Origin of the sequence: Cupriavidus basilensis (assembly GCF_008801925.2) — a bacterium.
Lineage (GTDB): Bacteria > Pseudomonadota > Gammaproteobacteria > Burkholderiales > Burkholderiaceae > Cupriavidus > Cupriavidus basilensis.
In genome coordinates, this window is record NZ_CP062803.1 from 2,229,897 (window position 1) to 2,255,450 (window position 25,554).

Below are 25,554 nucleotides of genomic sequence, written 5' to 3' on the forward strand. Positions count from 1 at the left end.
CGGCCGGCCCCATCCGAGCCGGCCGCCACCGCGCCCTGTTCCGTCTGCGGGAAGCCCTGCATGGAGCCGCGCCCGTCAGCCCGCCACCCAGCCCTTCGGCACCCGGGCGCGCTCGATCTTCGCCAGGTCGCAGATGGCATCGGCAATGCCCGAGAAGTCAACGCGGCCATACTCGCTCGCCCGCGCCAGGCTGAACGATTCATAGACCGCGGCGGCCACTGGCATCGGCACCTTGGATGCATGCGCCGCGCCGAGCACCAGCGACATATCCTTGTGCGCCAGGTCGATGGTGAATCCGGGGGTGGTGTCGCCAGCCAGTACCTTGTTGGGGAAGTTCATGTGCAGCTGGCCGTTGTTGGCCGAAGTGCCATAGAGCACCTGCAGGGTCTTGGTAATGTCCAGGCCGAAACGCTGCGACAGCGCCAGGGCTTCTGCATTGACCTGGCACAACGTTACCGCGACGTAGTTGTTGACCAGCTTGGTGCGCCCGCCCGTGCCGACGCCGCCGCAGTGATACACGGTAGTGCCCATCGCATCGAGCAGCGGCTTGACCCGCCCGAAATCCGCATCGCTGGCGCCGACCATGAACAGCGACTCGCCCCGGTCCGCGTGCTCGGCCAGCCTGCCGACCGGCGCGTCGACTACCGACAGGCCCTTCTCCAGCGCCGCGGCCTGCAGGCGGTCCGTCGCCAGCGGATCGATGGTGCTCATGTCCAGCAGCAGGCTGCCGGCGGCCGCGTTGGCAAAGAGGCCATCCGCGCCCAGCGCCACCTGCTCGACTTCCACCGAACTGGGCAGCATGGTGACCACGATGGCGCAGTCGCGCGCGACCTGGGCAACGCTCTCGCCCGCGCTGGCGCCAAGCGCCACCAGCTCGGCCACGGCCTCCCCGTTCAGGTCCATCACCACCAGAGTGAAACCTTTCTTGCGCAGGTTTGCCGCCATGGGCTTGCCCATGCGGCCCAGCCCGATAAATCCGATCTTCTCCATTTCCTGTCCTTGTTGATTTGCGAAACGCGGCGAATGCGCCGGCCCTGGCCCAGTCGCCGACTCAGTAGCCAACGTACGCAGTCTTGGTCTGGGTGTAGAAATCCACCGCGTAGCTGCCCTGCTCGCGCGGGCCGTAGCTGGAAGCCTTGGTGCCCCCGAACGGCACGTGGTAATCCAGCCCGGCGGTGGGCAGGTTGATCATCGCCAGCCCGCTCTTGACGTTCAGGCGGAAGTGATTGGCATGGCGGTGGGACGTGGTGCAGATGCCGGCCGACAGGCCGTACTCCGTGTCGTTGGCCAGGGCCAGCGCCTCGTCGTAATCCTTGGCGCGAATGACGGCGGCAAACGGGCCAAACACTTCCTCGCGGTTGATGCGCATGCTGTTGGCGGTGCCGGTCATCAGCGCGGGGCGCATGAAGAAGCCCGGCGTGTCGCCCTGCAGCAACTCGCCGCCCTCGACCAGCTCCGCACCCTCCTCGCGCCCGATGCGGATGTAGTCCTGCACCATGTCGAGCTGGCCCTGGTTGATCACCGGCCCGATATCCACGCCCGCAGCCAGCGCGTGCCCGATCTTCAGGCCGACCATGCGCTTGCGCAGCGCCTCGACGAAGCGATCATGAATGCCGTCGGTGACGATCAGCCGGCTGGAAGCCGTGCAGCGCTGGCCGGCGGAGAAATAGGAACCGTTGACAGCGCACTCGACCGCCACGGCCAGGTCGGCATCATCGAGCACTACCAGCGGGTTCTTGCCGCCCATCTCAAGCTGGATGCGAACCATATTGGCGACCGCCGCTTGCGCCAGCGTGCGCCCCGTGCCCACGCTGCCGGTGAAACTGATGGCATCAACGCCCGCAACCAGTGCTTCGCCTGCCACCGAGCCGCGGCCGTTGATCAGGTTGGCCACGCCGGCCGGCAGGCCGTTGCGTTCCAGCACCTTGAACAGCTCCCAGGCCACGCCCGGCGTATCCTGCGAGGGCTTGAGTACCGCTGTGTTGCCGAAGGCCAGCGCCGGCGCGAGCTTCCAGGCAGCGATGGCGATCGGGAAATTCCACGGCGTGATCAGCCCGATCACGCCGATGGGCTCACGGCTGACCTGCACGCCGATATTGGGCCGCACCGACGGCAGGTTCTCGCCACCGTAGCGCACCACCTCGCCGGCGAAGAACTGGAAGATCTGGCTGGCGCGCAGCACCTCGCCGATGCCTTCCGCGCGGGTTTTTCCCGCCTCGCGCGAGACCAGCTCGCCCAGTTCCTCCTTGCGCGCGGCCAGCTCCAGCGAGGTCTTGAGCAGCAGGTCGCTGCGTACCTGCGTGGTGGTTGCCGCCCAGCCTGGCAGGGCCTGGCGTGCGGCCGCCACCGCCTGGCGCATCTGCGCGGCATCGGCCATGGCGAAGTCGCCAACGCTGTCGCGGGTGTCCGAGGGGTTGATGCTCTCGATCGCGCCTGACCCGGCGAGCCATTCGCCACCGATGAGGTTGGGCTTGATTGTCATATGGTCTGTCTCCGATGAGCGCCCTGGAAGGCACGATGTGCCTGGCTAGGGGGCTTTCGCTATGGTGCTTAAGTGAGTGGTCATCATAGAATTCCATGCAAATCGTTGTCGAATGACAAAAACTGATCGCAACATCACGCCCGGGCATGCATGCGGGCGCGCCGCAACAGCCCTAGCTTCCGTCGCCCCCGGACCCCCATGGATATCCGCCAGATCCGCGCCTTTCTTGCCATCGCCGACACGGGCAGCGTGACCCGCGCCGCAGAATTGCTCCACGTCGTGCAGCCTGCGGTTTCGCGCCAGCTCAAGCTGCTGGAGGACGATGTCGGTGCACCATTGTTCGAGCGGGACCGCCGCGGCATGCAGTTGACCGAGGCCGGCCACATCCTGATGGAGCGCGCCCGCCGTGCGCTGCGCGAGCTGGACGCGGCGCGCCTCGAGATCCGCCCTACGCCCGGCCTGATTTCCGGCATCGTGAACCTCGGGCTGCTGCCCAGCAGTTGCGAGTTGCTGACCGGCCCGCTGGTGGGTGCCCTGCAGGCGCAGTACCCGCATGTGCGGTTGTCGGTCTCGGTCGGCTATACCGATCACATGCTGCGCTGGCTGGAGAGCGGCGAGATCGATGCGGCACTGCTCTACGACCCCACCGCCTCTCCGGCGCTGGAGGTGGAGCCACTGGTCGAGGAGTCCCTGAGCCTCGTGGGGCTGGCCGCGCTCGGCCTGCGCGATGAGGAACCCGTGCCGGTGCAAGCGCTGGGGAGCGCACCGCTGGTGCTGCCAAGCTCACCGCATCGCCTGCGCAACCTGGTTGAACACGCTTGCGCCGTGGCGGATGTGCCGATCACCGTGGTGGCCGAGACCAATGCGCTGAGCGTACAAAAGGCGCTAGTTACGCAAGGCTATGGGCTCAGCGTGATCCCGCGCGTCGCAGTGCACCACGAGATCGAGCGCGGCATCCTGAGCGCGGCACGCATCGACGGCCCCGACTTCCTGCGCCGGATCGTGCTGGCGCTGCCTACCACGCGGCGTGTTCCTACCGCGGTGCGCTGCGCCACGACCGCCTTGCAGGTAGTGGTAAAGGACATTGCGCGCAGCGGCCATTGGCTGGGCGCGCGCTGGCTGGGCGACTGAGCTGCACTTGGGGCGGCCCTTGCCGTAAAGCTTGCCTGCTCCTTGCCCACTCCAATCCGTTTATAAACACATTATGCAAATGTGTTTATTTTAGTGCTACACTAGGCCAGCGCTGCAGCCTTGCGCGCCAACAGCGGTCCAGAGCCATTCATAGGTGCCGGAGGCAGCCGTGCAAGCGGCGCGGCCGGCTGCGCACGGGCCGTCCACTTCCATGGAATGTCCCCGGCCGCAGGATCCCATGCCCTCCGCTCACCCCTCCGTGCTGCAGCCCCTGGGCCAGCCCGTTTTCCGCATGCTCTGGCTGGCCTGGCTGGCCGGCAATATGACGATGTGGATGAACGACGTTAGCGCCGCCTGGCTGATGGCCCAGCTCACCACCGGGCCGATGATGGTGGCGCTGGTGCAAGCCTGCGCTAGCCTCCCGCTGTTCCTCCTGGGACTGCCCAGCGGCGCCCTGGCCGACCTGCTCGACCGCAAGCGGCTCTATGCCTTCGCGCAGTTCTGGATTGCGCTGGTGTCCATCGCGCTGGCGGTGCTCGCCGCGGCCGGATGGATGACCGCGAACAGCTTGCTGCTGCTGTGCTTTGCCAACGGGATCGGCCTTGCCATGCGCTTTCCGGTGTTCTCCGCGATCGTGCCGACCCTGGTGCCGCGCGCCCAGTTGCCCGCAGCCCTCACGCTCAACGCGCTGGCCATCAATGTGTCGCGCATTGCGGGCCCGCTGCTGGCGGGCGTGGTCATGGCATCGCTCGGCATGGGCGCCGTGTTCGCGCTCAATGCCGCGCTGTCGCTGCTGTCGTGCGTGCTGATCCTCCGGTGCAAGACGCCGCCGCATGACAGCACGCGCGTCTCCCGGGGCTTGTTGGAGACCATGCGCGGCGGCGTTGCCTATGTGAGGCAATCGCCCTCCATGCGCAATATCCTGGTGCGCACCTTCCTGTTCTTCCTGCACTCCATCGGCCTGATCGCCTTGCTGCCGCTGGTGGCGAAAGGGCTGCAGGCCAACGCCACCACCTACACGCTGCTGCTTGCATCGATGGGCGTGGGCGCCATCCTGTCGGCGCTGGCCTTGCCGCGCCTTGCGGCCACCGCTTCCCCGGATCGTGTGGTGGCAACGGGCGTGCTGCTCTATGCCGGCGCGACCCTCACCGCCGCGCTGGCGCCCTCGGTCTGGCTGGTCGCGCCGGCGCTGGCGCTTTCTGGCGGGGTCTGGCTGTGCGTGGTCAACACCCTCACCATGGCCGCCCAGGTCGTGCTGCCGAACGCGATGCGCGCCCGCGGCATGGCGATCTACCAGATGGCCATCATGGGCGGCAGCGCGGCGGGCGCGGCATTGTGGGGCCAAGTGGCTAGCCGCACCTCGGTGAGTTCCGCGCTCTTGTCATCTGCCGCACTGAGCCTCGCCATGCTGTGGCTGAGCCGCCGCGTCTGCGTGCAGATCGTGCCGCATCCCGAACCCGAGGCGGCACCGGTAGCATCGGTCGAGCTGCATTAGCGAGCCCTGCCCTGCAGCCTTTACCCCTCTTCGCCAACCCTGACACCTGAGCGACCACCATGACATCCCTGGCCGAACAACTGGCAACCTGCAACACCCCGGGCCTCTTCGACGTACTGCGCATTCACGGCTTGCCCGTGCGTGAACTGCCGCGCGAGGTCCGCGCGCTCTCCCCCCGCATGAAACTCGCCGGGCCGGTCTTTACGATCACCGGACGGCCCGACCCGGCCATCAGCGTCCATGAATCGCTGGACCTGTTTATCTCCCGCGTGCTGTCAGGCGCGCCGCGCGGCCACGTAGTGGTCTGCCAGCCGAACGACCACGCCCGCTCGGCGATGGGTGACCTGGCCGCCGAAGCGCTCAAGCAGCGCGGCATACGCGGCTACTACATCGATGGTGGTTCGCGCGATGCCGATGAGATCACCGAGATCGGGTTCCCCGTCTTCGCGCGCTATACCAGCCCGGTCGATATCGTCGGCAGCTGGCGGCTGGAAGCCACCGATGTGCCGGTGGTGATCGGCGGGGTCACCGTCAACCCCGGTGACTACCTGCTGGGCGACCGCGACGGGACCTTGCTGATTGACAAGGAGCACGCGGAGTTCGTCATCACGGAAACGGTCAGGACCATGCAGACCGATTCACGCATGCGCACCGAGATCCGCGGCGGCCGCGACCCGTATGACGCCTTCCTCGAGTTTGGGAAACTGTGAGCGCCCGGCCATGAAAATCGCCCGATATCAGTTTCAGGATGCCATCCATTACGGCGTACTCGAAGGCGACCACCTGCTGCGCTTGCCCGGTTCGCCCTTCGACGGCCTGACGTCCACTGGCCAGACCGATGCGCTGGCCGATGCACGCTTGCTGTGCCCGCTGCCCGCGCCGAGGCTGTTCGCTATCGGCATGAACTACATCGGCCATATCGCCGAGGCCGGGGCCAAGACGCCCGAGATTCCGCAGATCTTCATGATGCCCACGACCGCGGCCATCGGTCCGGACGAGCCTATCGTGCGGCCGCTGGAAGCGCAGATGGTGCATCATGAGGCGGAGCTGGCGATTGTGATCGGCGGCAAGGGACGCCGCATCCGCGAGGAAGATGCGCTCGACCACGTGCTTGGCTACACCTGCGCCAACGATGTCAGCGAACGCGTGATCCAGGGCCGGGAGATGCCCTACGGCTGCCTGATGATCGGCAAGGCCTTCGATAGTTTCTGCCCGCTCGGGCCAGTGATTGCCACCGGCCTCGATCCGGCGAACCTTGGCGTGCGTGCTCATGTCAATGGCGTGCTGAGGCAACAAGGCAACACCTCCGACCTGCTGTTCAGCGTGCCCTTCATCATCGCCTACCTGAGCCAGGCCGTGACGCTGTTGCCGGGCGATGTGATCCTGACCGGCACCCCTTCCGGCGTCGGGCCATTGCTGGCGGGGGATGTCTGCGACATCTCGATCGACGGCATTGGCACCTTGCGCAACCCGGTGGTCGACGAAGCGGCCAGACACCTGCGCGCCATGCCCGCTCCGCGAGCCTCATGACCATGCACACCATCAACCCTGAGCTGGAGGCGCAGTACAACTTGCGCGCGCTGCGGCCCGACTTCGAGAGCGGCATGCTCCAGCAATGGCTGGCGCGCTCTGCCGCCTTGCGCGCCGCGGCCGTGTCGCGCCTGAACCTGGCCTACGGCCCGGGCGAGCGCGAGCGCATCGACTACTTCCCCGGTGGCTCGCCAGACGCGCCGCTCCTGATCTTCTTCCACGGCGGCTTCTGGCAGCGTGGCGACAAATCCATCTACAGCTTCGTCGCTGAGCCATTCATTGCCCAAGGCGTGTCCGTGGCGCTGGTGAATTACACGCTGTGTCCTGCCAACAGTGTCGACGGCATCGTCGCACAGGCGCAGCGCTCGCTGGCCTGGCTGTGGCGCCATGCCGGCGAGCTGGCCTGCTCGCGCGAACGCTGGTTCGTCGGCGGGCACTCCGCTGGCGGCCAGATAGCCGCGCGCCTGATGGCCACGCGATGGTCCGAACTCGGACTGGACCTGCCGGCACGGATGCTGCGCGGCGCCGTGCTGGTTTCCGCGCTGTTCGACCTCGAACCGCTCTGCGCAACCACGCACAACGATGGCTTGCGAATGAGCCTCGCCCAGGCGCGCGCCGCCAGCCCGCTGCGACACCCTCCCGTCGACGATGCGCCGCAGCTGCTGGCAGTCGGTGGGGCTGAGTCACGCGAGTTCCATCGGCAAGCGGACGAGTACGCCCAGGCCTTCGCCACCGCGAAGCGGGCCATGCTCCGCTATCGGGTCGATACCTGCGACCACTTCGACGTACTGCAGGCTCTGGCCGATCCTGCGCATCCCTTCTTCCGGGATGCGCTGACCTTTATCGACGCGCGATAGTCCGCCGGCTTCCTGCCTCGATGGACTTCGCCTGCTAACCGAGATACAGAATGCCTGTCACATCCGAAGACCTGAGCGGTAAAGTCGCCCTGATCAGCGGCGGCGCCGGCGCCATCGGCGCTGCCACCGCGCGCAAGCTGGCGGCCTGCGGCGCCAAGGTGGTGATTGCGGACCTGCCCGGATCGAATGCCGAGCAGGTCGCCGAATCCATGCGCCAGCACGACCTTGCGGTCAGCGCCCATGTGCTGGACCTGGCCGACGAGGCCAGCATCCGCGAACTGATCAGATACACGGTGCGCACTTTTGGCCACCTCGATGTGCTCGACAACAATGCCGCCATGAAGGGCCTGTGCGAGGACACAGACGTGATGTCGATGCCGGCGGAAGTCTGGGACCAAGTCATGGCCGTGAACGCGCGCGGCACGATGCTGATGTGCAAATACGCCCTGCCAGCCATGATTGAGGGCGGCGGTGGGTCGATCATCAATATCAGCTCTGGCACGTCGCTGGCTGGCGACGTGTTCCAAACCGCCTATGCGGTGTCCAAGGGCGCCATCAACACATTGACCCGCTACGTGGCCACACAGTGCGGCAAGCAAGGGGTGCGCTGCAACGCGCTGCTGGTCGGCTCGGTGCTCACGCCACCGATGCAACGGGCATTGCCTGAACCCATGCGAGACATCATCACCGCGCACAAGCTCCCCGGGCGGCTTGGCGAGCCGGAGGATATCGCCGAGATGGTGAGCTTCCTGGCATCCGACCGTGCCGCCTGGATCACCGGACAGACCTGGTCGGTGGACGGCGGCTTCTTCGCCCATTCCCCGACCACGCCGCAGTTCGCCGCGCTGCGTGCATGAACCGCGCGGTGACGCTCAGTCCAACATGCCCAGCAGGCCGCTGATATCGCGGCCAGGGTCGGCATCCGCGCCGTAAGAGAAATCGCCGCGGCGCTGCCGGGCCGCCAGTTGCTCCATCTGGAAGCGATAACGCGTCCCGGGTGTGTCGAAGCGCGAATGCAGGTCCAGCGGTTGGTCCGGGTCGAAGTAGCGCTGGTTTTGCGGGCGCACCACCGAATTGTCCTGTGGCTGGATCACAAAGGCGATGCGCGGCATCACGTAGCGCAGGGGCACGGGCGCGGCGGTGGTATTGAAGGTAACGTCGCAGCGCGAGCGGTGCTGCCCCACCGGCAGGAAGGGCTGCAGGTTGGGCACATCGTAGCCAGGCCGGAACCGTGGATAGGAAATACAGACATTGCTGCGCAGATGGACATGGAGCACTGCGCGGAAATCCTGGTAGCGGGCGCGCACGCCGCCCACCCAGCGCATGATCGGCGCGACCGATTTCTTCGTCACGATGCGGGTGCGCGTGACTGTCTCCGAGGTCCATTCGACCTCGACCACGTCGGACTCCGAAATGCCATCGCCAATGGTCCCCGCATGCAGGAAATCCGCGTGCGTGAGATCGATCAGGTTTTCCACGGACAGCGCCGACGCGGCGTCGAAGCGGACGGTCCGCTGCGTGTAGCCAGGCAGGCTGCCATCCAGCGGCAGAAAGGGAATATGGGGCAGCAGCAGCGCATCGGCGTGGTCCGGATTGCCGTACCAGACCCACAGATAGCCGTAGCGCTCGACCACGGGGTAGAGACCCGTCCCACCCGTAAACGCGGTTGCCTGGTGGCGCTGGCTCGATAGCTGGTTGGGATGAAACTCGCCCGCCATCGGCCGGCCGTTGTCGCGCCAGAGGAAGTAAGGCTGCGAATGGATGATGCGGCGAATCGGCCGCTGTTCCGTGACGTCGCGGCTATGTGAGACCGGGAACCAGGTGTCGCGCAGGTCGTAGTTGGCGGGGAGCCAGTCTCGTCTTGGTGGCCGGCTCTTCAGGGGCTCGGGCGCGGTAGCTGCGTGTGTCGTGGCGTTCATTGCGATCCTCCTGGCATTCGATGCGGTCTCAGTCCGGTCGGCGCGTTGGCTCAAGCCGCCGCATCCATGGGGGCAGCGTGCTCGGCGCGGGCAGCCGCAAGATTGCGCGATGGCGCGACCAGCAGCGCGGCAATTGCCGCGCCGTCGATCTTGTCGAACAGCGCGAACGGCGCACGGCCGGCCGCGCGCGCCACGCGCCAGCGCAGCGGCGCGGCGCGCAGTGCATTGCCGTACCTGAAACCGCGCCAGCAGATTCCCGTGGTGCCGCGCCGGTTGGCGCTGGCGGCAATCCATATCGAAACGACCTGCGTTTCGTCGGCGTCCAGCAAATCGACCCGAATCATGCCGCCGGCCAGCGGCACGGCAGTACGTACGATGAGAGGGTGATCGGTGACGAAAGCAGGCGGCAGCATCGCCGTCTTCCAGACTGCACCGCGGTCGAGCACCAGATGCGTGCCCTCTACGCGGGGATCGCCAAGGAAGAAGTCCGTGATGCGCACGCCGTCGAAACCAAGCAGGCATTCGGGGCCATCCAGCATCACGCCCAGGTAACCGTCGAACGAGATGCTGACGATCGCCGAGCCGGTAAACTCGCGCCCGCCCGGCTGGGACGCCACCGCAGGCAACTCGCCATCTGGACTGCCCTCTCCCAGCCAGACATGGACGAAACCGTCGCGCTCGGCCACGCGGAAGGCCCGTGCGCCGTAGCGTACCGGCACTCGCTCGTCCGCATGCAAGTTGGGGATCTCCAGGCAGGCTCCGGTGGCGCCATCGAAGGTCCAGCCGTGATAGCCGCACTGTAGTCCGCCGGGCTTGACGGTACCCAGCGACAGCGGCACCCGCCGGTGCGGGCACCGGTCCTCCAGCGCGAACAGCTTGCCCGCCGCGTCGCGGTAGACCACCAGCTCTTGCCCGTTACAGACTACCGCGAGGGGCCTGGTCCCGTTGACCGATTCGGACAGCGTGACGGCCCACCAGCTACCGTTTGTCATGGCTTGGCTCCGAGAGGCATCTTGCGCGTCAGGCCGCAGCCGGCTCTTTCACATCGAGCTTGAGCAGCTTGATGGCGTTGCCGCTGCGGATCTTCTCGCGGTCGGCGTCGGACAGGCCAAGCCCTTCAGTGGGGTCGCCATGGTCATAGGCACCGCCGAAGTTGGTGCCATAGACGAGGTTGTCCACGCCCACCACTTCAACGACGCCGCGGCGCAATCCGGGCGCATGGATGTCGAGGTCGAAGTAGAAATTCGGCAGGTAGTCCATCAGCGGGCGCTGGTTGCGGGAGTCCGGCGCCATGACCCGGTTCAGATCGTGCAGCCGGCCCAGTTGGAATATCGCCATGCCGCCCGCGTGGGTGATGTAGGTCTTCAGGTGCGGGAACGCGTCCAGCGCGCCGCCGTTGATCAGGTTCCAGAAGAAGAGCGTTTCGTCGAAGCAATCGCCGACGATCGAGGTGGTCTCGAACTTGTCGTCGATGTGCTTCTCGCCCCAGTAGATGGACTGGTTGAAACCATGCACCATGATCGGTACGTCGAGCTGCTGCAGCTTCTCCCATACCGGGAACAGTTCCTCGCTATGCGCCTCCAGCCCGTCGAAGTTAGCGCCTCCCACGCACAGGCCCTTGGCGCCGAGCTGGGTAACGGCGCGCTCGATCTCCTTCACGGCGTCGGCCGGGCGAGCCAGGTTGGCATGCGCCCAGAAATCGAAATGATCGGGGTCCTCCGCGCAGAACGCAGACAGCTCATCGTTGCAGATCCGCGCGTACTCGGTACCAAACTCGCCGGCCCAGTACATGAAAGCGTGCGAGGGCGTGGACAGCACCAGCTTATCCACGCCGCGCTCTGCCATCAGCTTGCGGCGTGCGGCGTGCGTCATGCGCGCCAACAGGTTGGCCTCGGCTTCGTCGTCGTCTTTTGCCTTGGACGGCTGGGTCGTGCCCAGCGAGAAATGGCCTACGGTCAGGCCCTTGGTCTTCATGAACGGCCCCCAGAATTCATGGCGCTTGAGCATGCGGGGGGTGAAAAGATGGGCGTGGATGTCGATCAGCATGGGAAATCTCCTCCTGAGTGGATAGGGCGACGGCGGCCTGCCCTGCTTGCGCCGGATGGATTGGTGCGGGCCGTCTTGTAGCGAACAGCTGTGAAGCAAACGTACAACTTGAATGTCACGGTTCAGGCCGTAACCACGGGCATCGTCCCCATGAAGCCAGCTGGCCTGCAGTGGAATTGCCCGCTGCCGGATGCGCCGGCCACGGTCACGCCGGAGTCCACCACCAGCGTGTGCGCAGTCACATGTCGCGCATCGTCGCTGGCCAGATAGACCATCGCGGCCGCGATTTCTTCCGGCATCAGCGGCGTGCCCAGCGGCGAAGCCTTCGCGGCGGCGTCCAGCGCCGCATCAAGGCTGCCGCGCCCGGCCACAATCATGTTGGTGACGGTGGTCCCTGGCGCCACCGCGTTCACGCGCACACCGAGCGGTGCCAGTTCCGAGGCGGCGGACCGCGTCAGCCCGATCACACCGTGCTTGGCCGTGGTGTATGCATGTGGGCCCAGGCCGCCGATCACGCCGGCCGTGCTCGCTACCGAAAGAATGCAGCCGCTGCGCTGCCTGGCCATGACCCGGCCGGCATGCTTGATGCCGTAGAACACACTGTCGAGCAGTACCGCCAGCGTGGCGTGCCAGGCTTCACCGCTGGTTTCCAGGATCGATCCGAAGGCACCGACCAGCCCGGCGTTGTTGACCATGCAATCGAGCCGGCCGTGCATCTGCACCGCGTGCTCCACGGCCCCGGCTACCTGGGCTTCCACGCTGACATCGGTACACACGAAACTGGCGCCGGCCAGCTCGCGCGCCAGCGCCTGCCCGCCCTTCTCGTCGATATCCGCAAGCACCACGCGGGCGCCTTGGGCCGCCATGGCGCGGGCGGTTGCCGCGCCGATCCCGCTGGCCGCACCGGTGACCAGCACCACGCGCTCTGTTAATCGTTCCACCGTGCGGCTCCTTGCGGGTTCAGGGGATCATCAGGCCGCCGTCGACGGCGAGTGTCTGTCCGGTGATGAACTGCGCGCCGTCGCTGACCAGGAACAGCAGCACCGGCGCCATGGCTCGGTCCGGATCGCCAAGCCGCCCGCCAAGGGGAATCAGCCCGGCCATCATCGCGTCGTGCGCCTTGAGCTGGGCGGCATCCAGCCGGGAGCGAAAGGTCTCGTACATCGGCGTCCACATGGCGGGCGCGACGGCATTCACCGTAATGCCGTGCTTGCCCCACTCCTTGGCAGCCGTGCGCGTCCAGCCCAGCACGGCCGCCTTGGATGCCGAGTAGTGCGCGAGGCCCGGCACGCCCATCACTCCTGCGGCGGAGGCAAAGTTGATGATGCGGCCACCGTTGGCACGCAAATGCGTAAAGGCGGCCTGGTTGGTGTTGAGGGTGCCGCGGGCATTGACGTCGAACATCAGGTCCCACTCCGCCTGCGAGATGGACTCCGCAGGCGACTTGCGCTCGACCCCGGCGATATTGACCAGCGCGTCCAGCCCGCCCAGCCGCTGCGCCACCGCGCCGAATACCTCTTCGACCTGGTGCCGCTGGCTCACGTCGCAGCGGAAGTAGTGTGCCTCGCCGGGGCCGCCGCGCGAGGCCGCTGCGGCAATGGCAGCGCCGCTCTCATCGGCCAGGTCCAGGCCGGCCACCCGGGCGCCAGCAGCCACCAGCGCGCTCAGCGCACTGGCGCCAATGCCACTGGCCGATCCGGTCACGATCACGCGTTTGCCGTGGATATCCATGCTTGCCTCCTTGTCGTTCGTTCTTGTCGTCCTTGTCAGGACCGCCGCACTCATGCGAGTTCCGCGATCAGGTCTCTGGCCTGCCCCAGCAGCCGCAGCGCCGAAGCATGGTGCCTCTGTCCCAGCTCCGCACTCGCCTTGCCGGCACAGGAACGCGCATAGCTGCCCTCAAGCAGGATGCCAAGCTTGAAGCGCGCCAGCACCACGTACCAGTCGATCGACGACAGGTCCCGCTGGCTACGGTCCCGGTAGTACACCACCAGCTCTGCGGCGGTGGGAAAGCCCTGCCACGGCGCCACACGGATGGTGCCCGCGCCCTGCCCGCTGGCATCGGGCCAGGTGGCCACCAGCCAGCCCAGGTCGAGCAGCGGATCGCCGACCGTCGCCAGCTCCCAATCGATCACCGCCGCCAGTTCAGCGCGGTCCGGGCGGAACATCACATTGGCCAGGTGGAAGTCCCCATGCAGGATGCCGGTGGGAGAAGGCTCGGGCCGGTTGGCCTCAAGCCAGCGCGCCACCTCAATCACGCCCGGCAAGGAGGCCGGCCCCGGCCAACCAGCATGCGTGCGGTATTGCTCCAACTGGCTGCACCAGCGCGTCACCTGCCGCGCCAGGAAACCTTGCGGCTTGCCGAAGTCCCCTAAACCGACAGCCTGCGGATCCAGCTCGCCCAGGCGCAACAGCGCGTCAACCATGGCAAAGCCCATCCGGCGCTGCATGGCCGAATCGACGGCATGCGGCGCCGGCAGCGGCCTGGCCGAGGCGTTGAACCCATCGACCGGCGCCATCAGGTAGAACGGCGCGCCTAGCACCTGCTCGTCGACGCATGAAGCAAACAGCGCCGGATGCGGCACTTTGCTGCCCGCCAGTGCCGCCAGCACGCGCGCTTCCCGGGCAATGGTGGCGCACACCTCAGGCCGTGCATGCAAGGGTGGACGACGCAGCACGAATTCGCGCGCGCCGCGCGAGAAGCGCAACAGCACGTTCTGCGTGCCGCCGGCAAGCGGCACCGCGCCGGTGATGGGCCCGTCCTCCAGTCCGTGCGCATCCATCCATTGCGTGAGCCTGTCCAGGTCCACCGCGGCCTGCCATGCCGTATTCGTCATCGATGGCTCCATTCAGCTGAGCTGTGCGCGAAACTTCTTCTGCGCCGCCACTGCCGCCGTGGGGCGGTGATAGGCAGGGAACAGGTCCTCGCAGGGCTGGTACTCGCGCAGCAACTGCCTGGCCACCGTGACCTTGTGCACTTCCGTGGGGCCGTCGGCCAGGCCCATCTGGAACGCGCGCGAGATCATGCCGGCGAAGGGCATCTCCGTCGAGGCGCCGATGGAGCCGTGCACATGCAGCGCCCGCGCGGCAATATCGTGCAGCAGCTTGGGCATCGCGGCCTTTACCGCGGCGATGTCCTTGCGCACCTTCTGGTAGTCCCGGTACTTGTCGATGCGCCACGCGGTGCGCATCACCAGCAGGCGGAACTGCTCGAGCTCCAGCCAGGAATCGGCAATCTTCTCCTGAACCATCTGCTTGTCCGCCAGCAGCCCGCCTTGCGTCTGGCGCGACAGCGCGCGCTGGCACAGCGCATCGAGCGCCTTCTGCGCCAGGCCGATGGTGCGCATCGCGTGATGCACGCGGCCGCCGCCCAGGCGTACCTGCGCCACCACGAAGGCCTCGCCTGGCGCGCCCAGCATGTGGTTGGCCGGCACACGCACGCGGTCAAACTCCAGATAAGCATGCGTCGCCGCCGGCTCATCGGCCATACCCACGTTGCGGATGATGTTCAGCCCAGGCGTGCCCGCCGGCACGATGAACATCGACATGCCCTTGTAGGCTGAAACTTCCGGGTCGGTGATCGCCATCACGATGAAAAAGTCCGCGTAGCGCGCGTTGGAGGCAAACCACTTCTGCCCGCTGATCACCCAGTCATCGCCTTCACGCACGGCGCTGGTGGTGAACACCTTGGGATCGGCGCCGCCCTGCGGCTCCGTCATGGCGAAGCACGACACGATCTCGCCAGCGAGCAGCGGCGCCAGGAAACGTTGCTTTTGCGCGGCGGTGCCGTAGTGCGCGAGGATTTCCGCATTGCCGGAGTCAGGCGCCTGGCAGCCAAAGACGATGGGCGCGAACAGCGCGCGGCCCAGGATCTCGTTCATCAGCGCCAGCTTGACCTGGCCATAGCCGGCGCCGCCCAGTTCAGGGCCGAGGTGGCAGGCCCACAGCTTGCGCGCCTTGACCTGCTGCTGCAGCGGCCGCACCAGCGCCTGGAACTTCGGGTCGTGGATATCCCACGGGCTGCCCAGCACATGCTCCAGTGGTTCGACCTCATCGCGGACAAAGGCCTCGATCCAGTCGAGTTCGGCCTGGAACCCGGCATCGGTTTCAAACTCCCAAGACATGCTGCTTCCTTTATCGAGTGCGCATCAGGCCAGCAACATGCCGCCGTCCACCAACAGGGTCTGGCCAAGCACATAGGCCGAGAGCGGCGACGCCAGGAACAGCGCCGCGCCCGCCATGTCTTGCGGCGTACCCAGGCGCCCCAGCGGGATGTTGCGCAGCGCGCCCTCCAACCGTTTCGGATTGCCGGTGGTGACGCGGGTCAGCTTGGTATCGACCAAGCCCGGCGCGATGCCGTTGACGCGGATGCCTTCGCGCGCCCAGGCCTCGCCGAGCGTGCGGGTCAGGCCAAAGGCGCCGGTCTTGGAGGCGTTGTAGGCCGGATTGCCACGGGTGGAGTGAAACGCCGCAGCGGAGCTGACCACGATCATGGCGCCACGCGCCTCCCTCAATGGTCCGTAGCATTTGTCGGCGCAGGCCATCAGGCTGGTCAGGTTGATGTCGAGCACCTTCCTGAAGCCCGGCGTCTTGAACTCCTGGCGGTCGTAGAGCACGGTACCCTGCGCTTGCACCAGCACGTCGAGCCGGTCGAATGGCAGCGCGCATCGCTCGATATTGGCCGCATCCGACACATCGACCTGGGTGTAACCCAATCCGTCCAGGCGGGAGTCCGCAGAGTCCGTGTAATCGAGAGCCGATGCGCGGGTGCCCCACACGTGTACGGTGGCGCCGCGTTCGCGAAAGGCATGGGCAATGCCATTGCCGATGCCACTGGAACCACCCACCACCAGCACCGTCTTGTTCGAGAAATCCAGTTCGTTCATTGCCTGTGTCTCCGTTCCTGTCGCTTTCGATTCGTGCGTTCGCGCCTGCGCACGGGCAGCCCTACTCCGGCTGGATGCCGGCGGCGCGGATGATCCGCCCCCAGGCCGCGCTTTCATTCGCCTGGAACTTCGCCATTTCCGCGCCCGGGACGACAAACTCGAACGTGCCAGTGGCCTGGTAGACGCTCTTGACCCCGGAGGTCCTGACCGCCTTGGCCAGCAGCCCCTGGAGCTGCTCCGCCACCTGCGCGGACGCTCCCGCGGGCAGGTAGGCGGCGAGCCAGAAGCCAATGTTCATGCCCTTGACGCCGGACTCGTCGAAGGTGGGCAGCTTCGGTGCGTAAGGGCTACGCTTCGGGTCGGTGACGGCCATCGCCCGCAGCTTGCCCGACGCCACGTGCGGCCAGGGAGCGAAGTCCGTGAACATCATGTCGATCTGGCCGCCGACCAGATCCGGCACGGCGGCCGCGCCGCTGCGGTACGGCACGCCGAGGATCTTGAGCCCCATCGACTGCTGCAGCACCTCCGCCGGCAAGCGGCTCGTGATGCTGGTGTAGCCGAACGAGTACTTGCCCGGGTTCTTGCGGATCAGTTGCAGCAGCTCTGCGATATTCGCCACCGGCAGCTTCTGCGGGTTCGTGTAGAGATACATCGGCCCTTTGGCCAACGTCGTCACCGGCGTGAAATCCGCCACCGGGTCATACGCCAGTTTCTTGAGCGTATAGGGGTTGCCCGTGAACGCCACGTTCCCCGTGACCAGCACGGTGTAGCCGTCCGGCCTGGCCTTGGCCACCGTCTGGGCGGCCAACGCCGAGCCGGCGCCCGGCCGGTTTTCCACGATGGCCGGCACGCCTGCGGCCTTTGCCACCTCCTGTGCGATGGCGCGTACGAACACATCCGGACCGGCGCCCGCGGTGAAAGGCACCACGAACGTAATCAGCCTGGCCGGATACGCGGCGGCCGTTGCGCCAGCGCCGAGGGCCGCGCCGAGCGCGGCGATGACGGCGGAAATTGCCCGGCGCGGCGCAACGTTGAGCACGGCCTTAAGCACGGTCTATTCCTCCGCGCCGCTGGCCGGACGCACAATGCGGCTGCGCAGGATGCCGATGCCCTCGACCTCGAGTTCCACCACATCGTCCGGCTTCAGGTAGCGCAGTTGTTCCATCCCGCAGCCGTTGCCCACGGTGCCCGAGCCCAGGAACTCGCCAGGGTGCAGCGTCTCCGAGCGCGAGATATGCGCGATGACATCCTCGAAGTGCCAGCGCATGTCGCGCGTATTGCCCCGCCCCCACTCCTCCCCATTAACGCGCGCGATCATCGTCAGGTTGTACGGATCCTCCAGTTCGTCCGCCGTGACCAGGCACGGCCCCATCACGTTGGCCGTGTCGAAGTCCTTGCCCTTGGCCGGGCCGAGCATGCCGCCCATCTCCAAGCCCTGGGCATCGCGCGCGCTGATGTCATTGAAGATCGTGTAGCCGAAGATATGCTCGCGGGCCTTCTCGCGCGGCACGTTCTTCGCGCGGCCGCCGATATAGCAACCGAACTCCAGCTCGAAATCCAGCAGCTCGCTGTAGTCCGGCCAGATCACGTCGTCGTCCGGGCCGATCACCGCGAAGCGGTTGCACTTGTAGTAGATGGGCTGGCGGTTGAAGGTGTCGATCACGCGGTCGTCGGCACGTGTGTTCATGGCCCTCAGCGTGGCCTCGGGATCCGGCGTGCGCAAGGCACGCGCGCGGCGCGCCGCGGCGAAACACTGCTTCAGGTGCAACTCGAAACAGGAACAGTCACGCATCTGGGTGGGCGGTTGCACCGGCGCCAGCAGCTTGACCGTGGCGCGTTCTCGTACCGCTTCACCCGGCGCGCGGGCCAGCAGTGCGCGCGCCTCGGCCAGTGCGGCGTCGCCGCCTTCGATCAGCGTCTGCACGCTGGCCATGCCGGCGCCATCTCCACCGCGCACGATCTGGCTGGCATGGCGCAGGTCCAGTACCGCCTGGTCGCCGTCGAACAGTGCGCCGGCGCGCTGGAAGCCATCGGTGGCCTGATACGTGATGAGTCTCATCAGCTTGATCTCGTTTCGTTGGAAGGTTCGGAAGACGATTTGGCCACGCGGCGCTTCAGCACCACCGGCGCGCCTCCATGGGCACGCTTGCTCATCCAGTGGGACAGCGCCGCATCCATGTAGTCGGCGTGCCCCGGGAACCAGTCGGCCAGTGCCTGCGTGAGGTCGCGCACGACCTGCTGCGCGGCGCCTAGCTGCAGCAGCGCCTGCACCTCGCGCACCGATCCCAGCACCGCCGCGTGTTCGTCGGCATGGCATTGCGCCGCGGGAAAGCCCGTGGTGCGCATCCACTGCTCCTCCTGCCCGAAATGCGCTTCGGCATGCTGTGCGAATTCGGCCAGTCTTGCCGGCAGTTCGGCGTCGGCTGCGGTTTGCAGCGCGGCCACGCATTGGACGAACTCCTGGTGCGTGGCATCCATCGCGGCATAGCCGAGCAGGTAGTCGTCGCGCCAGCGCATCGGCGCTTCGGCGACGGCAGGATCGTGGCTCATCACCATCACACTCTCCCGGCAACGGGCAGGCAGGCGCCGGTGATGGCGTTCGCATCGTCCGACAACAGAAAGGCGATGACCGCGCCGAGCGCCTCCGTGGACACCCAGCGCGATGCGTCCGCATCCGGCATGTCGGCGCGATTGGCCGGCGTGTCGATGATGCTAGGCAGCACCGCATTGACATTGATGCCCCGGTCCTTCATCTCCTCGGCCAGCGATTCGGTCAGGCGCGCCACGCCAGCCTTGGACGCCGCATAGGCGCCCATGCCAAGGGCGGCCTTGCCCGCCGCCAGCGCGCCGACATTCACGATGCGGCCGCCCGGCTGGCGCAGCAGGTGCGGCAGCGCCGCCCGGCAGGCGACCACCGCACTGCGCAGGTTCATGGCGTAGAGCGTGTCCCACGTGTCAGGGCTGCCGGCTTCCAGGGTTTCCCATCGAAAGCCGCCCGCGATATTGACGATGGCATCGATGCCGCCGAAATGCCGCGCCACGTCGGCAAACGCGCTCGCGGTGCCGCTCAAGTCGCCCAGGTCAACGCCGCCAGCCACCATGGCCACGCTGGCCACCTCGGTCCGTGCGAGGCGGTCGACCAGCGCGACCTGCGCCCCACGCGAGGCCAGGACGGCGCCAACGCTGCGCCCAAGCGCGCCAAGGCCGCCGGTAACGATGACTCTACGGTGAAGCAGCTGGTGTGAGGGCATGGGGTCTCGCTTGTCTCCTGGAAGCTGCTGCCGGCCCGCGCAGAACCGCCTCCAAATTAATACATTTTTTTAGTTTCTGTTCATATATTATGATCGATGACGGGATGCGGTCAACCACCCAACGAGAAGAAATTCAAGAGACAAACGACGACCACCGACAGACCATGCCGAGAAAACTCCCCCTCCTCACCCCTGTCACCGCGCCGTTCTGGCAAGGCGGCGCCAATGGGATGCTGAACATCTGCTGCTGCGCCGAATGCCGGCACCTCTTCCACCCACCCGCACCGGTCTGTCCGCAGTGCCTGTCGCCCGACGTCGGCCCGCGGCCTGTATCGGGCCGTGGCGAGGTGGTCAGCTACACGGTCAACTACCAGGCTTGGACGCCCGAGACGGCCGTGCCGTATGTGGTCGCGATCATCGAACTTGCGGAGCAGCCGGGGCTGCGCTTCTTGAGCAACATCGTAGGCACCGCGCCGGCGGACATCCGCATCGGCATGCCGGTGCGCGTGCACTTTGAGCAGGTGGAGGACGTCTGGCTGCCGCTGTTCGTGCTCGATGAAGCGGAGGCCCAGGCATGAAGACCGATTTGTTCGAGAAGCATGTCGCCATCACAGGCATCGGCCAGTCCGAGGTAGGACGCCCTTCGAACCGCTCAGCCATGCGCCTGTCCATCGACGCGGCGCTGGAGGCCATTGCCGACGCCGGGCTGCAACGCAGCGACATCGACGGCATCGCCTGCTGGCCCGGCGACAACGACAACGGCAACCCCTTTTCCCCGGTGGGTCCCAACGCACTGATGAGCGCGCTGGGCCTCAAGGTGAGCTGGTATGGCGCCGGCTATGAAGGGCCCGGTCCGCTGACGGGGCTGATCAACGGTGCCATGGCCATCGCCACCGGCCTGTGCAGGCATGTGCTGGTGTTCCGCACCATCACCGAAGCCAGCGCGCGGCAGAAGGACAAAACGGCCAGCGCGCTGACCAACAAGACGGTCGGCCGCGATAACAGCTATTTCTGGCAGTGGTATACGCCGTTCAATGTGATGTCGGGGATCAACCTGATGGCGCTCTACGCGCAGCGTCATTTCTTTGAGTACGGCACCACCAGCGAGCAGATGGCGCAGATCGCACTGACCTGCCGCGCCAACGCGATGCGCAACCCCAAGGCCGTATTCCGCACGCCCATGACGATGGACGACTATCTTGCGTCGCGCATGATCTCGACCCCGCTGCGCATGTTCGATTGCGATGTGCACTGCGATGCATCGACCGCGATCATCTTGTCGCGTGCCGACGCTGCACGCGATGGCCCCAACGCGCCGATCCGGCTGGAAGCGATCGGCTCGGCGCTGCACCAGCCCTGGTCCTGGGACCAGATATCGCTGACCGAGATGGCCTGCTTCGACGTGGGCCGCATGCTGTGGTCGCGCACCGACCTGAAGCCGAAGGACGTGGGCAGTGCGCAGTTGTACGACGGTTTTTCGATCCTGACCATGCTCTGGCTGGAGGGCCTGGGGCTTTGTCCGCGCGGCGAGAGCGGCGCTTTCATCGAAGGCGGCGAACGCATTGCGCGCGACGGGCAACTGCCGGTCAACACTAACGGCGGACAACTGTCTGGCGGCCGCACGCACGGCCTGGGCTACGTCCACGAGGCCTGCGCCCAGCTGTGGGGACGCGGCGGCGAACGCCAGATTGCCCCGCACCAGGTAGCCATAGCGGCGGCAGGCGGCGGACCGCTGGGCGGCAGCGTGTTGCTGGTCAAGGAGTAGCAAGGCGGGTGCCTCAGGGCATCTACCTAGCTCTGGTGGAGAATCCATATGTAGAATATTAATCTATATACAGAATTCAAGAAATTACCCGGCTGTATCACCCAAGGCAAAGAAAGGTGCGGCACTGGCACTACGCATTCACCTAGGAGACCGTTGATGTCCAACGCTGGCAATACCCGATCCGTTGCGATCGACCTGACTGAATTCCGCCGCGGCTGGCGCGTGGTGCTGCTCGCCATGCTTGGCCTGGCTGTGGCCGCTAACGCCTCGCTGCTCTATGCCTTCGGTGCGCTGGTGATTCCATTGCAGAACGCCTTTGGCTGGAGTCGTGGAGAGTTGCAGCCGGCCATCAGCTTCCTGTTCGGCGGCGCCGTCGTCGGCGCCCAGATGGTAGGCTGGTTCAACCAGCGCTGGGGCATGCGGCGCGTGACGGTGCTGTCGCTGATCGCCCTCTCCGTCACCTTCGCCCTGATGCTGCTGATGGGCCGCTCGATCTGGTGGCTCTACCTGATTTGCGCGCTGCTGCCGATTGCGGGCATGGGCACCATGCATATCACCTGGACGCACCTGGTGAACCTCTGGTTCGATCGCAATCGCGGCCTGGCACTCGCGCTGATGCTGTCGGGCACCGGCCTGTCCGCATCGCTGATCCCTTCCGCCGTAACCTGGAGCGTGGCGCGCTGGGGCTGGCAGGCGGCTTTCCTGCTGCTGGCGCTTCTGCCGCTGGTGCTGGTGGTACCGCTGGCGCTGCGCTGGCTGGAAACGCCGCAAGACCGGCAAGCGGCATCCAAGGAAGCCGTTGTTGCGCAGGAGCCGGTATCTGGCATGGCCTATCGTGACGCCATGCGCTCGGCGCGCTTCTGGACCATCAATATCGCGCTGGCGATGGTAGTGGCAGCCATGGTCACGATGGTGAGCAACACGGTGCCGCTGCTGCGCGACAAGGGGCTGAGCGCGGCCGAGGCCAGCCAGGTGTTCGGCAGCTTCGGGCTGTCGCTCATCGGCGGACGTGTGCTGGTCGGCTACCTGATCGACCGCTTGTGGGCACCCGGCGTGGCGGCGGTCGCTCTCGTCATGCCGGCGCTAGGCTGCCTGCTGCTCTCCACCACCGGCGCGAACCAGCCCGGTATCCTGGCGCTGGCAACGCTGCTCATCGGCATTGGCGCGGGCGCGGAGTTCGATATTGCCGCCTACCTGATGGCCCGTTATTTCGGCATGCGCGACTATGGCCGCTTGTTCGGCGTACATGTCGCGCTGATCACCATTGCCGCGGCGCTGGCGCCGTGGCTGTTCGGGCTGATCTATACCGCCACCGGTTCCTACACGACCATGCTCGCCATCTGCGGTACGGCGTTCCTGATCGGGCCCATGCTGCTGCTGCCGCTTGGCCGCTATCCGAGCTTTACCACCCGCAACCTTGCGAACGAACTTTCGTCATTGTCATGTCACTGAACAACGTGGTTATCGTCGGCGCCGGCCAGGCCGGCTATCAGGTGGCGGCATCGCTGCGCCAGGAAGGCTTTGCTGGCCATATCGTCCTGATCGGCGATGAGGCCGGCGTGCCCTACCAACGCCCGCCGCTGTCCAAGGCTTACCTGCTTGGCAAGGTCGGCTCCGCGGCCCTGCGCTTCCGCCCGCCGGAGTGGTTCGACCAGCAAAGCGTGGAGCGCGTGCAAGGCAGCGTGACCATGATCGACCGTGGCGCGCGCTGCGTGGAACTGGCCAGCGGTGAGCGTATCCGCTACGACCACCTGGTGCTGGCCACGGGCGCGCGCAACCGTGTGCCCGTCATCCCTGGAGCCGATCTCGACGGGGTTTTCGGCATCCGCACGCTGGCCGATGCCGACGCGCTAGCGCCACGTGTCGCCGCGGCCCGCCACGTGGTGGTGATCGGCGCCGGCTTCATCGGCCTCGAGTTCGCGGCCGTGGCGGCAGCCAAAGGGGGGGCGGTGCATGTCGTGGAACTCGGCACGCGCCCCATGGCGCGGGCGCTGTCCGCGCCCATGTCCGAACTGTTCAGCGCCGCGCACGCGAGCTGGGGGGTCACGCTGGATTTTGGGCAGACGGTGGCGAATATCGTCGGCGCCGACGGCAAGGTTACCGGGGTGGAAACCGGCGACGGCCGCCGGCTGCCTGCCGATCTCGTGGTCTACGGCATTGGCGTGATACCGAACGCGGAGCTGGCGGCCGACGCAGGGCTTGTGGTGGACAACGGCATCCGTGTCAATGCGCAGCTGCTGACCGCCGACCCCGCGATCTCGGCCATCGGCGATGCGGTGAGCTTCCCCAGCCCGCACTGCGGCGCGCCGATCCGGCTGGAGTCCGTGCAGAACGCGGTCGACCAGGCCCGCAACGTCGCCGCGCGGCTGATGGGAAAACCCCTGCCCTACATCGCGCTGCCCTGGTTCTGGACGGACCAGGTGGATCTCAAGTTGCAGATTGCCGGCTTGTCGGATGGGCATGACGAAACCGTGCTGGTTGGCAATGCCGAGACCCGGCAACTGAACGTGCTTTGCTTCCGGCAGGGAAGCCTCGTTGCCGTCGAGTCTTGTAATCGTCCCGCCGATCACATGGCAGCGCGGAAGGTACTAGCACGCGCGGCGCCCCTCACATCGCAACAGGCGGCCGAGCCAGGCTTTGACCTGAAGGCCTACGAGGCCTCCACGCGGGAAGTCGCCTGAGTGTCGCGCCAGTTCTGCACGCTGTGAGATCGCATTTCCACCACCCCGCGCTCCACGCCGTCGGGGTGTTTCACTTTGAAAAACGGTCCAACAACAAAGGGCGCCCCCTTCGGGCCGCCCTTTGTACCTAGCGCACGGCTACCGCTTTCACCCCAGGCCGAGGAAATCCGCCTTCCCCAACTCCACGCCCGCGTGCCGCAGCAACGCATAGGTCATCGTCACGTGAAAGAAGAAGTTCGCCTGCGACCAATGCACAAAGCCCTGCCGGTCGAACACGAGCGGGGCCTTGCCACGCTGTGGCACCACCAGCTCCGTCACCGCGCTACCGTCGATCTGCGCCGGCGTACAGGCCGCGAGATGGTCAATGATGCCCTGGACGCGCTGGTGCAGATCCTGCACGCTCGCATCCTCGTGCTGGGCCTTGGGCGCTATTAGTCCGGCAAAGCGCTCCACGCCCACCTTGGCAATCTCTCCCGCGATCAACACCTGCCTGGAGAGCGGCAGCATGTCCGGCGCGAGCTTCATCGACATGTAGCCAGCGCTGTCGAACTTCCTGGCATCGGCATGTGCCTGCGCCTTGTCCAGCCACACCTGCATACTGCGCAGCATCTTGATGTAGTCGCCCACAATGGCGGAATGAATGGAAAGAGTCATTGCGTGTTCACCATTTGTTATCGCCCTTGCGCTCGAAGAATTGCCGGATAGGCACCAGCGACGGTGCGTGGCTGGTAAAGCCGCCGTCCACCATCATGGCGTGGCCGGTGACGAAGGAGGATTCCTCGCTGGCGAGGAAAGCCACCACATCGGCGATCTGGCGCGGGCTGCCCAGCGCCGGCGTCAAATGCTGGTCCAGCAGGATCTGCTTGATCTCGTCGGCCACTTCCTTCTGTGCATGCTCGTTAAGCACGAAGCCGATGACGATGGCGTTCGAGCGGATGCCCTGCTTGCCGTACTGCGCCGCCACCATGCGGCTGAGCGCAAGCAATGCCGCCTTGGAACACGCATAGGACGTCAGCGTGGCGTCGCCCATCACCCCGAAGCCCGAGGAGCTGTGGATAATCGACCCGCCGCCGCCGCGCAGCATCACCGGGATCACGTGCTTGCAGCACAGCATGGCGCCGCGCGCATTGACGTTCATCGAGCGGTCCCAGGCCTCCACCTCCACGTTGCAGACGTCGCGGTCAGCGTAGCGTGTCTTCAGGTCCAGCGCCGCGGCGTTGTTGTGGAGCACATCGATACGGCCCCAGCGTCCGTCGACCGCGGCGACCATCGCCTTGATCTCGTCTTCCACACTGACATCGGCCTTGACGGCCATCGCCTGCCCACCCTGCGCCTCGATTTCGACCGCCACTTCCTGAGCCGCACTCAAGTTGATATCCACCACCGCCACGCTGGCGCCGTGCCCGGCCAGGACCTTGGCGCAATCGGCACCGAGGCCGTTGCCGGCGCCGGTTACGATCGCCACCTTGCCGGCCAGTTTTTCTTGTGCCATTCCCTGCTCCTTTCTATCC

26 protein-coding genes are annotated in these 25,554 nt (G+C 66.3%); 10 read left to right on the top strand and 16 right to left on the bottom strand.

The annotated features are described in order from the left end of the window. Nucleotides 1-75: 75 nt before the first annotated feature. Both F7R26_RS10035 and F7R26_RS10040 read right to left on the bottom strand, forming a co-directional pair. Nucleotides 76-990 carry an NAD(P)-dependent oxidoreductase gene (locus F7R26_RS10035; protein ID WP_150983443.1) on the bottom strand — a complete coding sequence of 305 codons (915 nt, stop codon included), beginning with the start codon at nucleotides 988-990 and terminating at the stop codon, nucleotides 76-78. A 61-nt stretch (nucleotides 991-1,051) separates the two neighbouring features. After that, nucleotides 1,052-2,482, bottom strand: a complete 1,431-nt coding sequence (locus tag F7R26_RS10040; RefSeq protein ID WP_150983444.1) for an aldehyde dehydrogenase family protein — start codon at nucleotides 2,480-2,482, stop codon at nucleotides 1,052-1,054. 198 nt (nucleotides 2,483-2,680) lie between these two features. Here F7R26_RS10040 and F7R26_RS10045 point away from each other — a divergent pair, with 198 nt between their 5' ends. From F7R26_RS10045 to F7R26_RS10070, 6 genes are all read left to right on the top strand, one after another. After that, nucleotides 2,681-3,613, top strand: a complete 933-nt coding sequence (locus F7R26_RS10045; RefSeq protein ID WP_150983445.1) for a LysR family transcriptional regulator — start codon at nucleotides 2,681-2,683, stop codon at nucleotides 3,611-3,613. Nucleotides 3,614-3,851: 238 nt separating this feature from the next. Beyond that, nucleotides 3,852-5,108 (top strand): MFS transporter, encoded by a 1,257-nt coding sequence (locus tag F7R26_RS10050; RefSeq protein ID WP_170301726.1) that lies wholly within the window; start codon nucleotides 3,852-3,854, stop codon nucleotides 5,106-5,108. A 59-nt stretch (nucleotides 5,109-5,167) separates the two neighbouring features. After that, complete coding sequence (locus tag F7R26_RS10055; RefSeq protein WP_150983447.1) at nucleotides 5,168-5,818, top strand: RraA family protein; 651 nt, start codon at nucleotides 5,168-5,170, stop codon at nucleotides 5,816-5,818. Nucleotides 5,819-5,828: 10 nt separating this feature from the next. Next, the gene (locus F7R26_RS10060; protein ID WP_150983448.1) at nucleotides 5,829-6,638 is read left to right on the top strand and encodes a fumarylacetoacetate hydrolase family protein; all 810 of its coding nucleotides are present in this window, start codon (nucleotides 5,829-5,831) and stop codon (nucleotides 6,636-6,638) included. Next, complete coding sequence (locus tag F7R26_RS10065) at nucleotides 6,635-7,495, top strand: alpha/beta hydrolase (RefSeq protein ID WP_150983449.1); 861 nt, start codon at nucleotides 6,635-6,637, stop codon at nucleotides 7,493-7,495. The genes F7R26_RS10060 and F7R26_RS10065 overlap by 4 nt, the downstream gene beginning before the upstream one ends. A 50-nt stretch (nucleotides 7,496-7,545) precedes the next feature. After that, nucleotides 7,546-8,352 (top strand): SDR family NAD(P)-dependent oxidoreductase, encoded by an 807-nt coding sequence (locus F7R26_RS10070; protein WP_150983450.1) that lies wholly within the window; start codon nucleotides 7,546-7,548, stop codon nucleotides 8,350-8,352. A gap of 15 nt (nucleotides 8,353-8,367) precedes the next feature. Here F7R26_RS10070 and F7R26_RS10075 read toward each other — a convergent pair whose 3' ends face one another. From F7R26_RS10075 to F7R26_RS10130, 12 genes are all read right to left on the bottom strand, one after another. After that, complete coding sequence (locus tag F7R26_RS10075; RefSeq protein WP_150983451.1) at nucleotides 8,368-9,414, bottom strand: oxygenase; 1,047 nt, start codon at nucleotides 9,412-9,414, stop codon at nucleotides 8,368-8,370. Between the two features lie 50 nt (nucleotides 9,415-9,464). Then, entirely contained in the window at nucleotides 9,465-10,406 is a 942-nt protein-coding gene (locus F7R26_RS10080) for a Rieske 2Fe-2S domain-containing protein (RefSeq protein WP_150983452.1), read from the bottom strand. Between the two features lie 28 nt (nucleotides 10,407-10,434). Then, complete coding sequence (locus F7R26_RS10085; protein WP_150983453.1) at nucleotides 10,435-11,460, bottom strand: amidohydrolase family protein; 1,026 nt, start codon at nucleotides 11,458-11,460, stop codon at nucleotides 10,435-10,437. A 122-nt stretch (nucleotides 11,461-11,582) separates the two neighbouring features. Next, the gene (locus tag F7R26_RS10090; RefSeq protein WP_150983454.1) at nucleotides 11,583-12,401 is read right to left on the bottom strand and encodes an SDR family oxidoreductase; all 819 of its coding nucleotides are present in this window, start codon (nucleotides 12,399-12,401) and stop codon (nucleotides 11,583-11,585) included. Between the two features lie 19 nt (nucleotides 12,402-12,420). After that, nucleotides 12,421-13,191 carry an SDR family NAD(P)-dependent oxidoreductase gene (locus F7R26_RS10095; RefSeq protein ID WP_150983455.1) on the bottom strand — a complete coding sequence of 257 codons (771 nt, stop codon included), beginning with the start codon at nucleotides 13,189-13,191 and terminating at the stop codon, nucleotides 12,421-12,423. Between the two features lie 50 nt (nucleotides 13,192-13,241). Next, nucleotides 13,242-14,297 carry a phosphotransferase family protein gene (locus F7R26_RS10100; protein WP_150983456.1) on the bottom strand — a complete coding sequence of 352 codons (1,056 nt, stop codon included), beginning with the start codon at nucleotides 14,295-14,297 and terminating at the stop codon, nucleotides 13,242-13,244. Between the two features lie 12 nt (nucleotides 14,298-14,309). Beyond that, nucleotides 14,310-15,584, bottom strand: coding sequence for an acyl-CoA dehydrogenase family protein (locus F7R26_RS10105; protein ID WP_150983457.1), 1,275 nt, complete (start codon nucleotides 15,582-15,584; stop codon nucleotides 14,310-14,312). Nucleotides 15,585-15,608: 24 nt separating this feature from the next. Next, nucleotides 15,609-16,346 carry an SDR family NAD(P)-dependent oxidoreductase gene (locus F7R26_RS10110; protein WP_150983458.1) on the bottom strand — a complete coding sequence of 246 codons (738 nt, stop codon included), beginning with the start codon at nucleotides 16,344-16,346 and terminating at the stop codon, nucleotides 15,609-15,611. Nucleotides 16,347-16,407: 61 nt separating this feature from the next. Then, entirely contained in the window at nucleotides 16,408-17,397 is a 990-nt protein-coding gene (locus F7R26_RS10115; protein ID WP_150983459.1) for a Bug family tripartite tricarboxylate transporter substrate binding protein, read from the bottom strand. Nucleotides 17,398-17,400: 3 nt separating this feature from the next. After that, nucleotides 17,401-18,405: a fumarylacetoacetate hydrolase family protein gene (locus tag F7R26_RS10120; RefSeq protein WP_150983460.1), complete on the bottom strand. Its 1,005-nt coding sequence runs from the start codon at nucleotides 18,403-18,405 to the stop codon at nucleotides 17,401-17,403. Then, complete coding sequence (locus F7R26_RS10125; RefSeq protein WP_241754476.1) at nucleotides 18,405-18,896, bottom strand: bacteriohemerythrin; 492 nt, start codon at nucleotides 18,894-18,896, stop codon at nucleotides 18,405-18,407. Before F7R26_RS10125 ends, F7R26_RS10120 begins: the two co-directional genes overlap by 1 nt. 5 nt (nucleotides 18,897-18,901) lie before the next feature. Next, nucleotides 18,902-19,597, bottom strand: a complete 696-nt coding sequence (locus F7R26_RS10130; protein ID WP_150983461.1) for an SDR family NAD(P)-dependent oxidoreductase — start codon at nucleotides 19,595-19,597, stop codon at nucleotides 18,902-18,904. A 164-nt stretch (nucleotides 19,598-19,761) separates the two neighbouring features. Between F7R26_RS10130 and F7R26_RS10135 the strand changes: the two genes are divergently transcribed. The 4 genes from F7R26_RS10135 (at nucleotide 19,762) to F7R26_RS10150 (ending at nucleotide 24,043) form a co-directional block, all read left to right on the top strand. Further along, nucleotides 19,762-20,175, top strand: a complete 414-nt coding sequence (locus F7R26_RS10135; RefSeq protein ID WP_150983462.1) for a Zn-ribbon domain-containing OB-fold protein — start codon at nucleotides 19,762-19,764, stop codon at nucleotides 20,173-20,175. After that, nucleotides 20,172-21,362, top strand: a complete 1,191-nt coding sequence (locus F7R26_RS10140; protein WP_150983463.1) for a thiolase family protein — start codon at nucleotides 20,172-20,174, stop codon at nucleotides 21,360-21,362. Before F7R26_RS10135 ends, F7R26_RS10140 begins: the two co-directional genes overlap by 4 nt. A gap of 156 nt (nucleotides 21,363-21,518) precedes the next feature. Then, nucleotides 21,519-22,814: an MFS transporter gene (locus F7R26_RS10145; protein ID WP_150983464.1), complete on the top strand. Its 1,296-nt coding sequence runs from the start codon at nucleotides 21,519-21,521 to the stop codon at nucleotides 22,812-22,814. After that, the gene (locus F7R26_RS10150; RefSeq protein ID WP_150983465.1) at nucleotides 22,805-24,043 is read left to right on the top strand and encodes an NAD(P)/FAD-dependent oxidoreductase; all 1,239 of its coding nucleotides are present in this window, start codon (nucleotides 22,805-22,807) and stop codon (nucleotides 24,041-24,043) included. The genes F7R26_RS10145 and F7R26_RS10150 overlap by 10 nt, the downstream gene beginning before the upstream one ends. 147 nt (nucleotides 24,044-24,190) lie before the next feature. Here F7R26_RS10150 and F7R26_RS10155 read toward each other — a convergent pair whose 3' ends face one another. Both F7R26_RS10155 and F7R26_RS10160 read right to left on the bottom strand, forming a co-directional pair. Continuing rightward, a complete protein-coding gene (locus tag F7R26_RS10155) occupies nucleotides 24,191-24,697 on the bottom strand; it encodes a DUF1993 domain-containing protein (RefSeq protein WP_150983466.1) in 507 nt (168 codons plus the stop codon). A gap of 7 nt (nucleotides 24,698-24,704) precedes the next feature. Beyond that, on the bottom strand, nucleotides 24,705-25,535 hold the full coding sequence (locus F7R26_RS10160; RefSeq protein ID WP_150983467.1) for an SDR family NAD(P)-dependent oxidoreductase: 831 nt from the start codon (nucleotides 25,533-25,535) through the stop codon (nucleotides 24,705-24,707). Nucleotides 25,536-25,554: the final 19 nt, after the last annotated feature.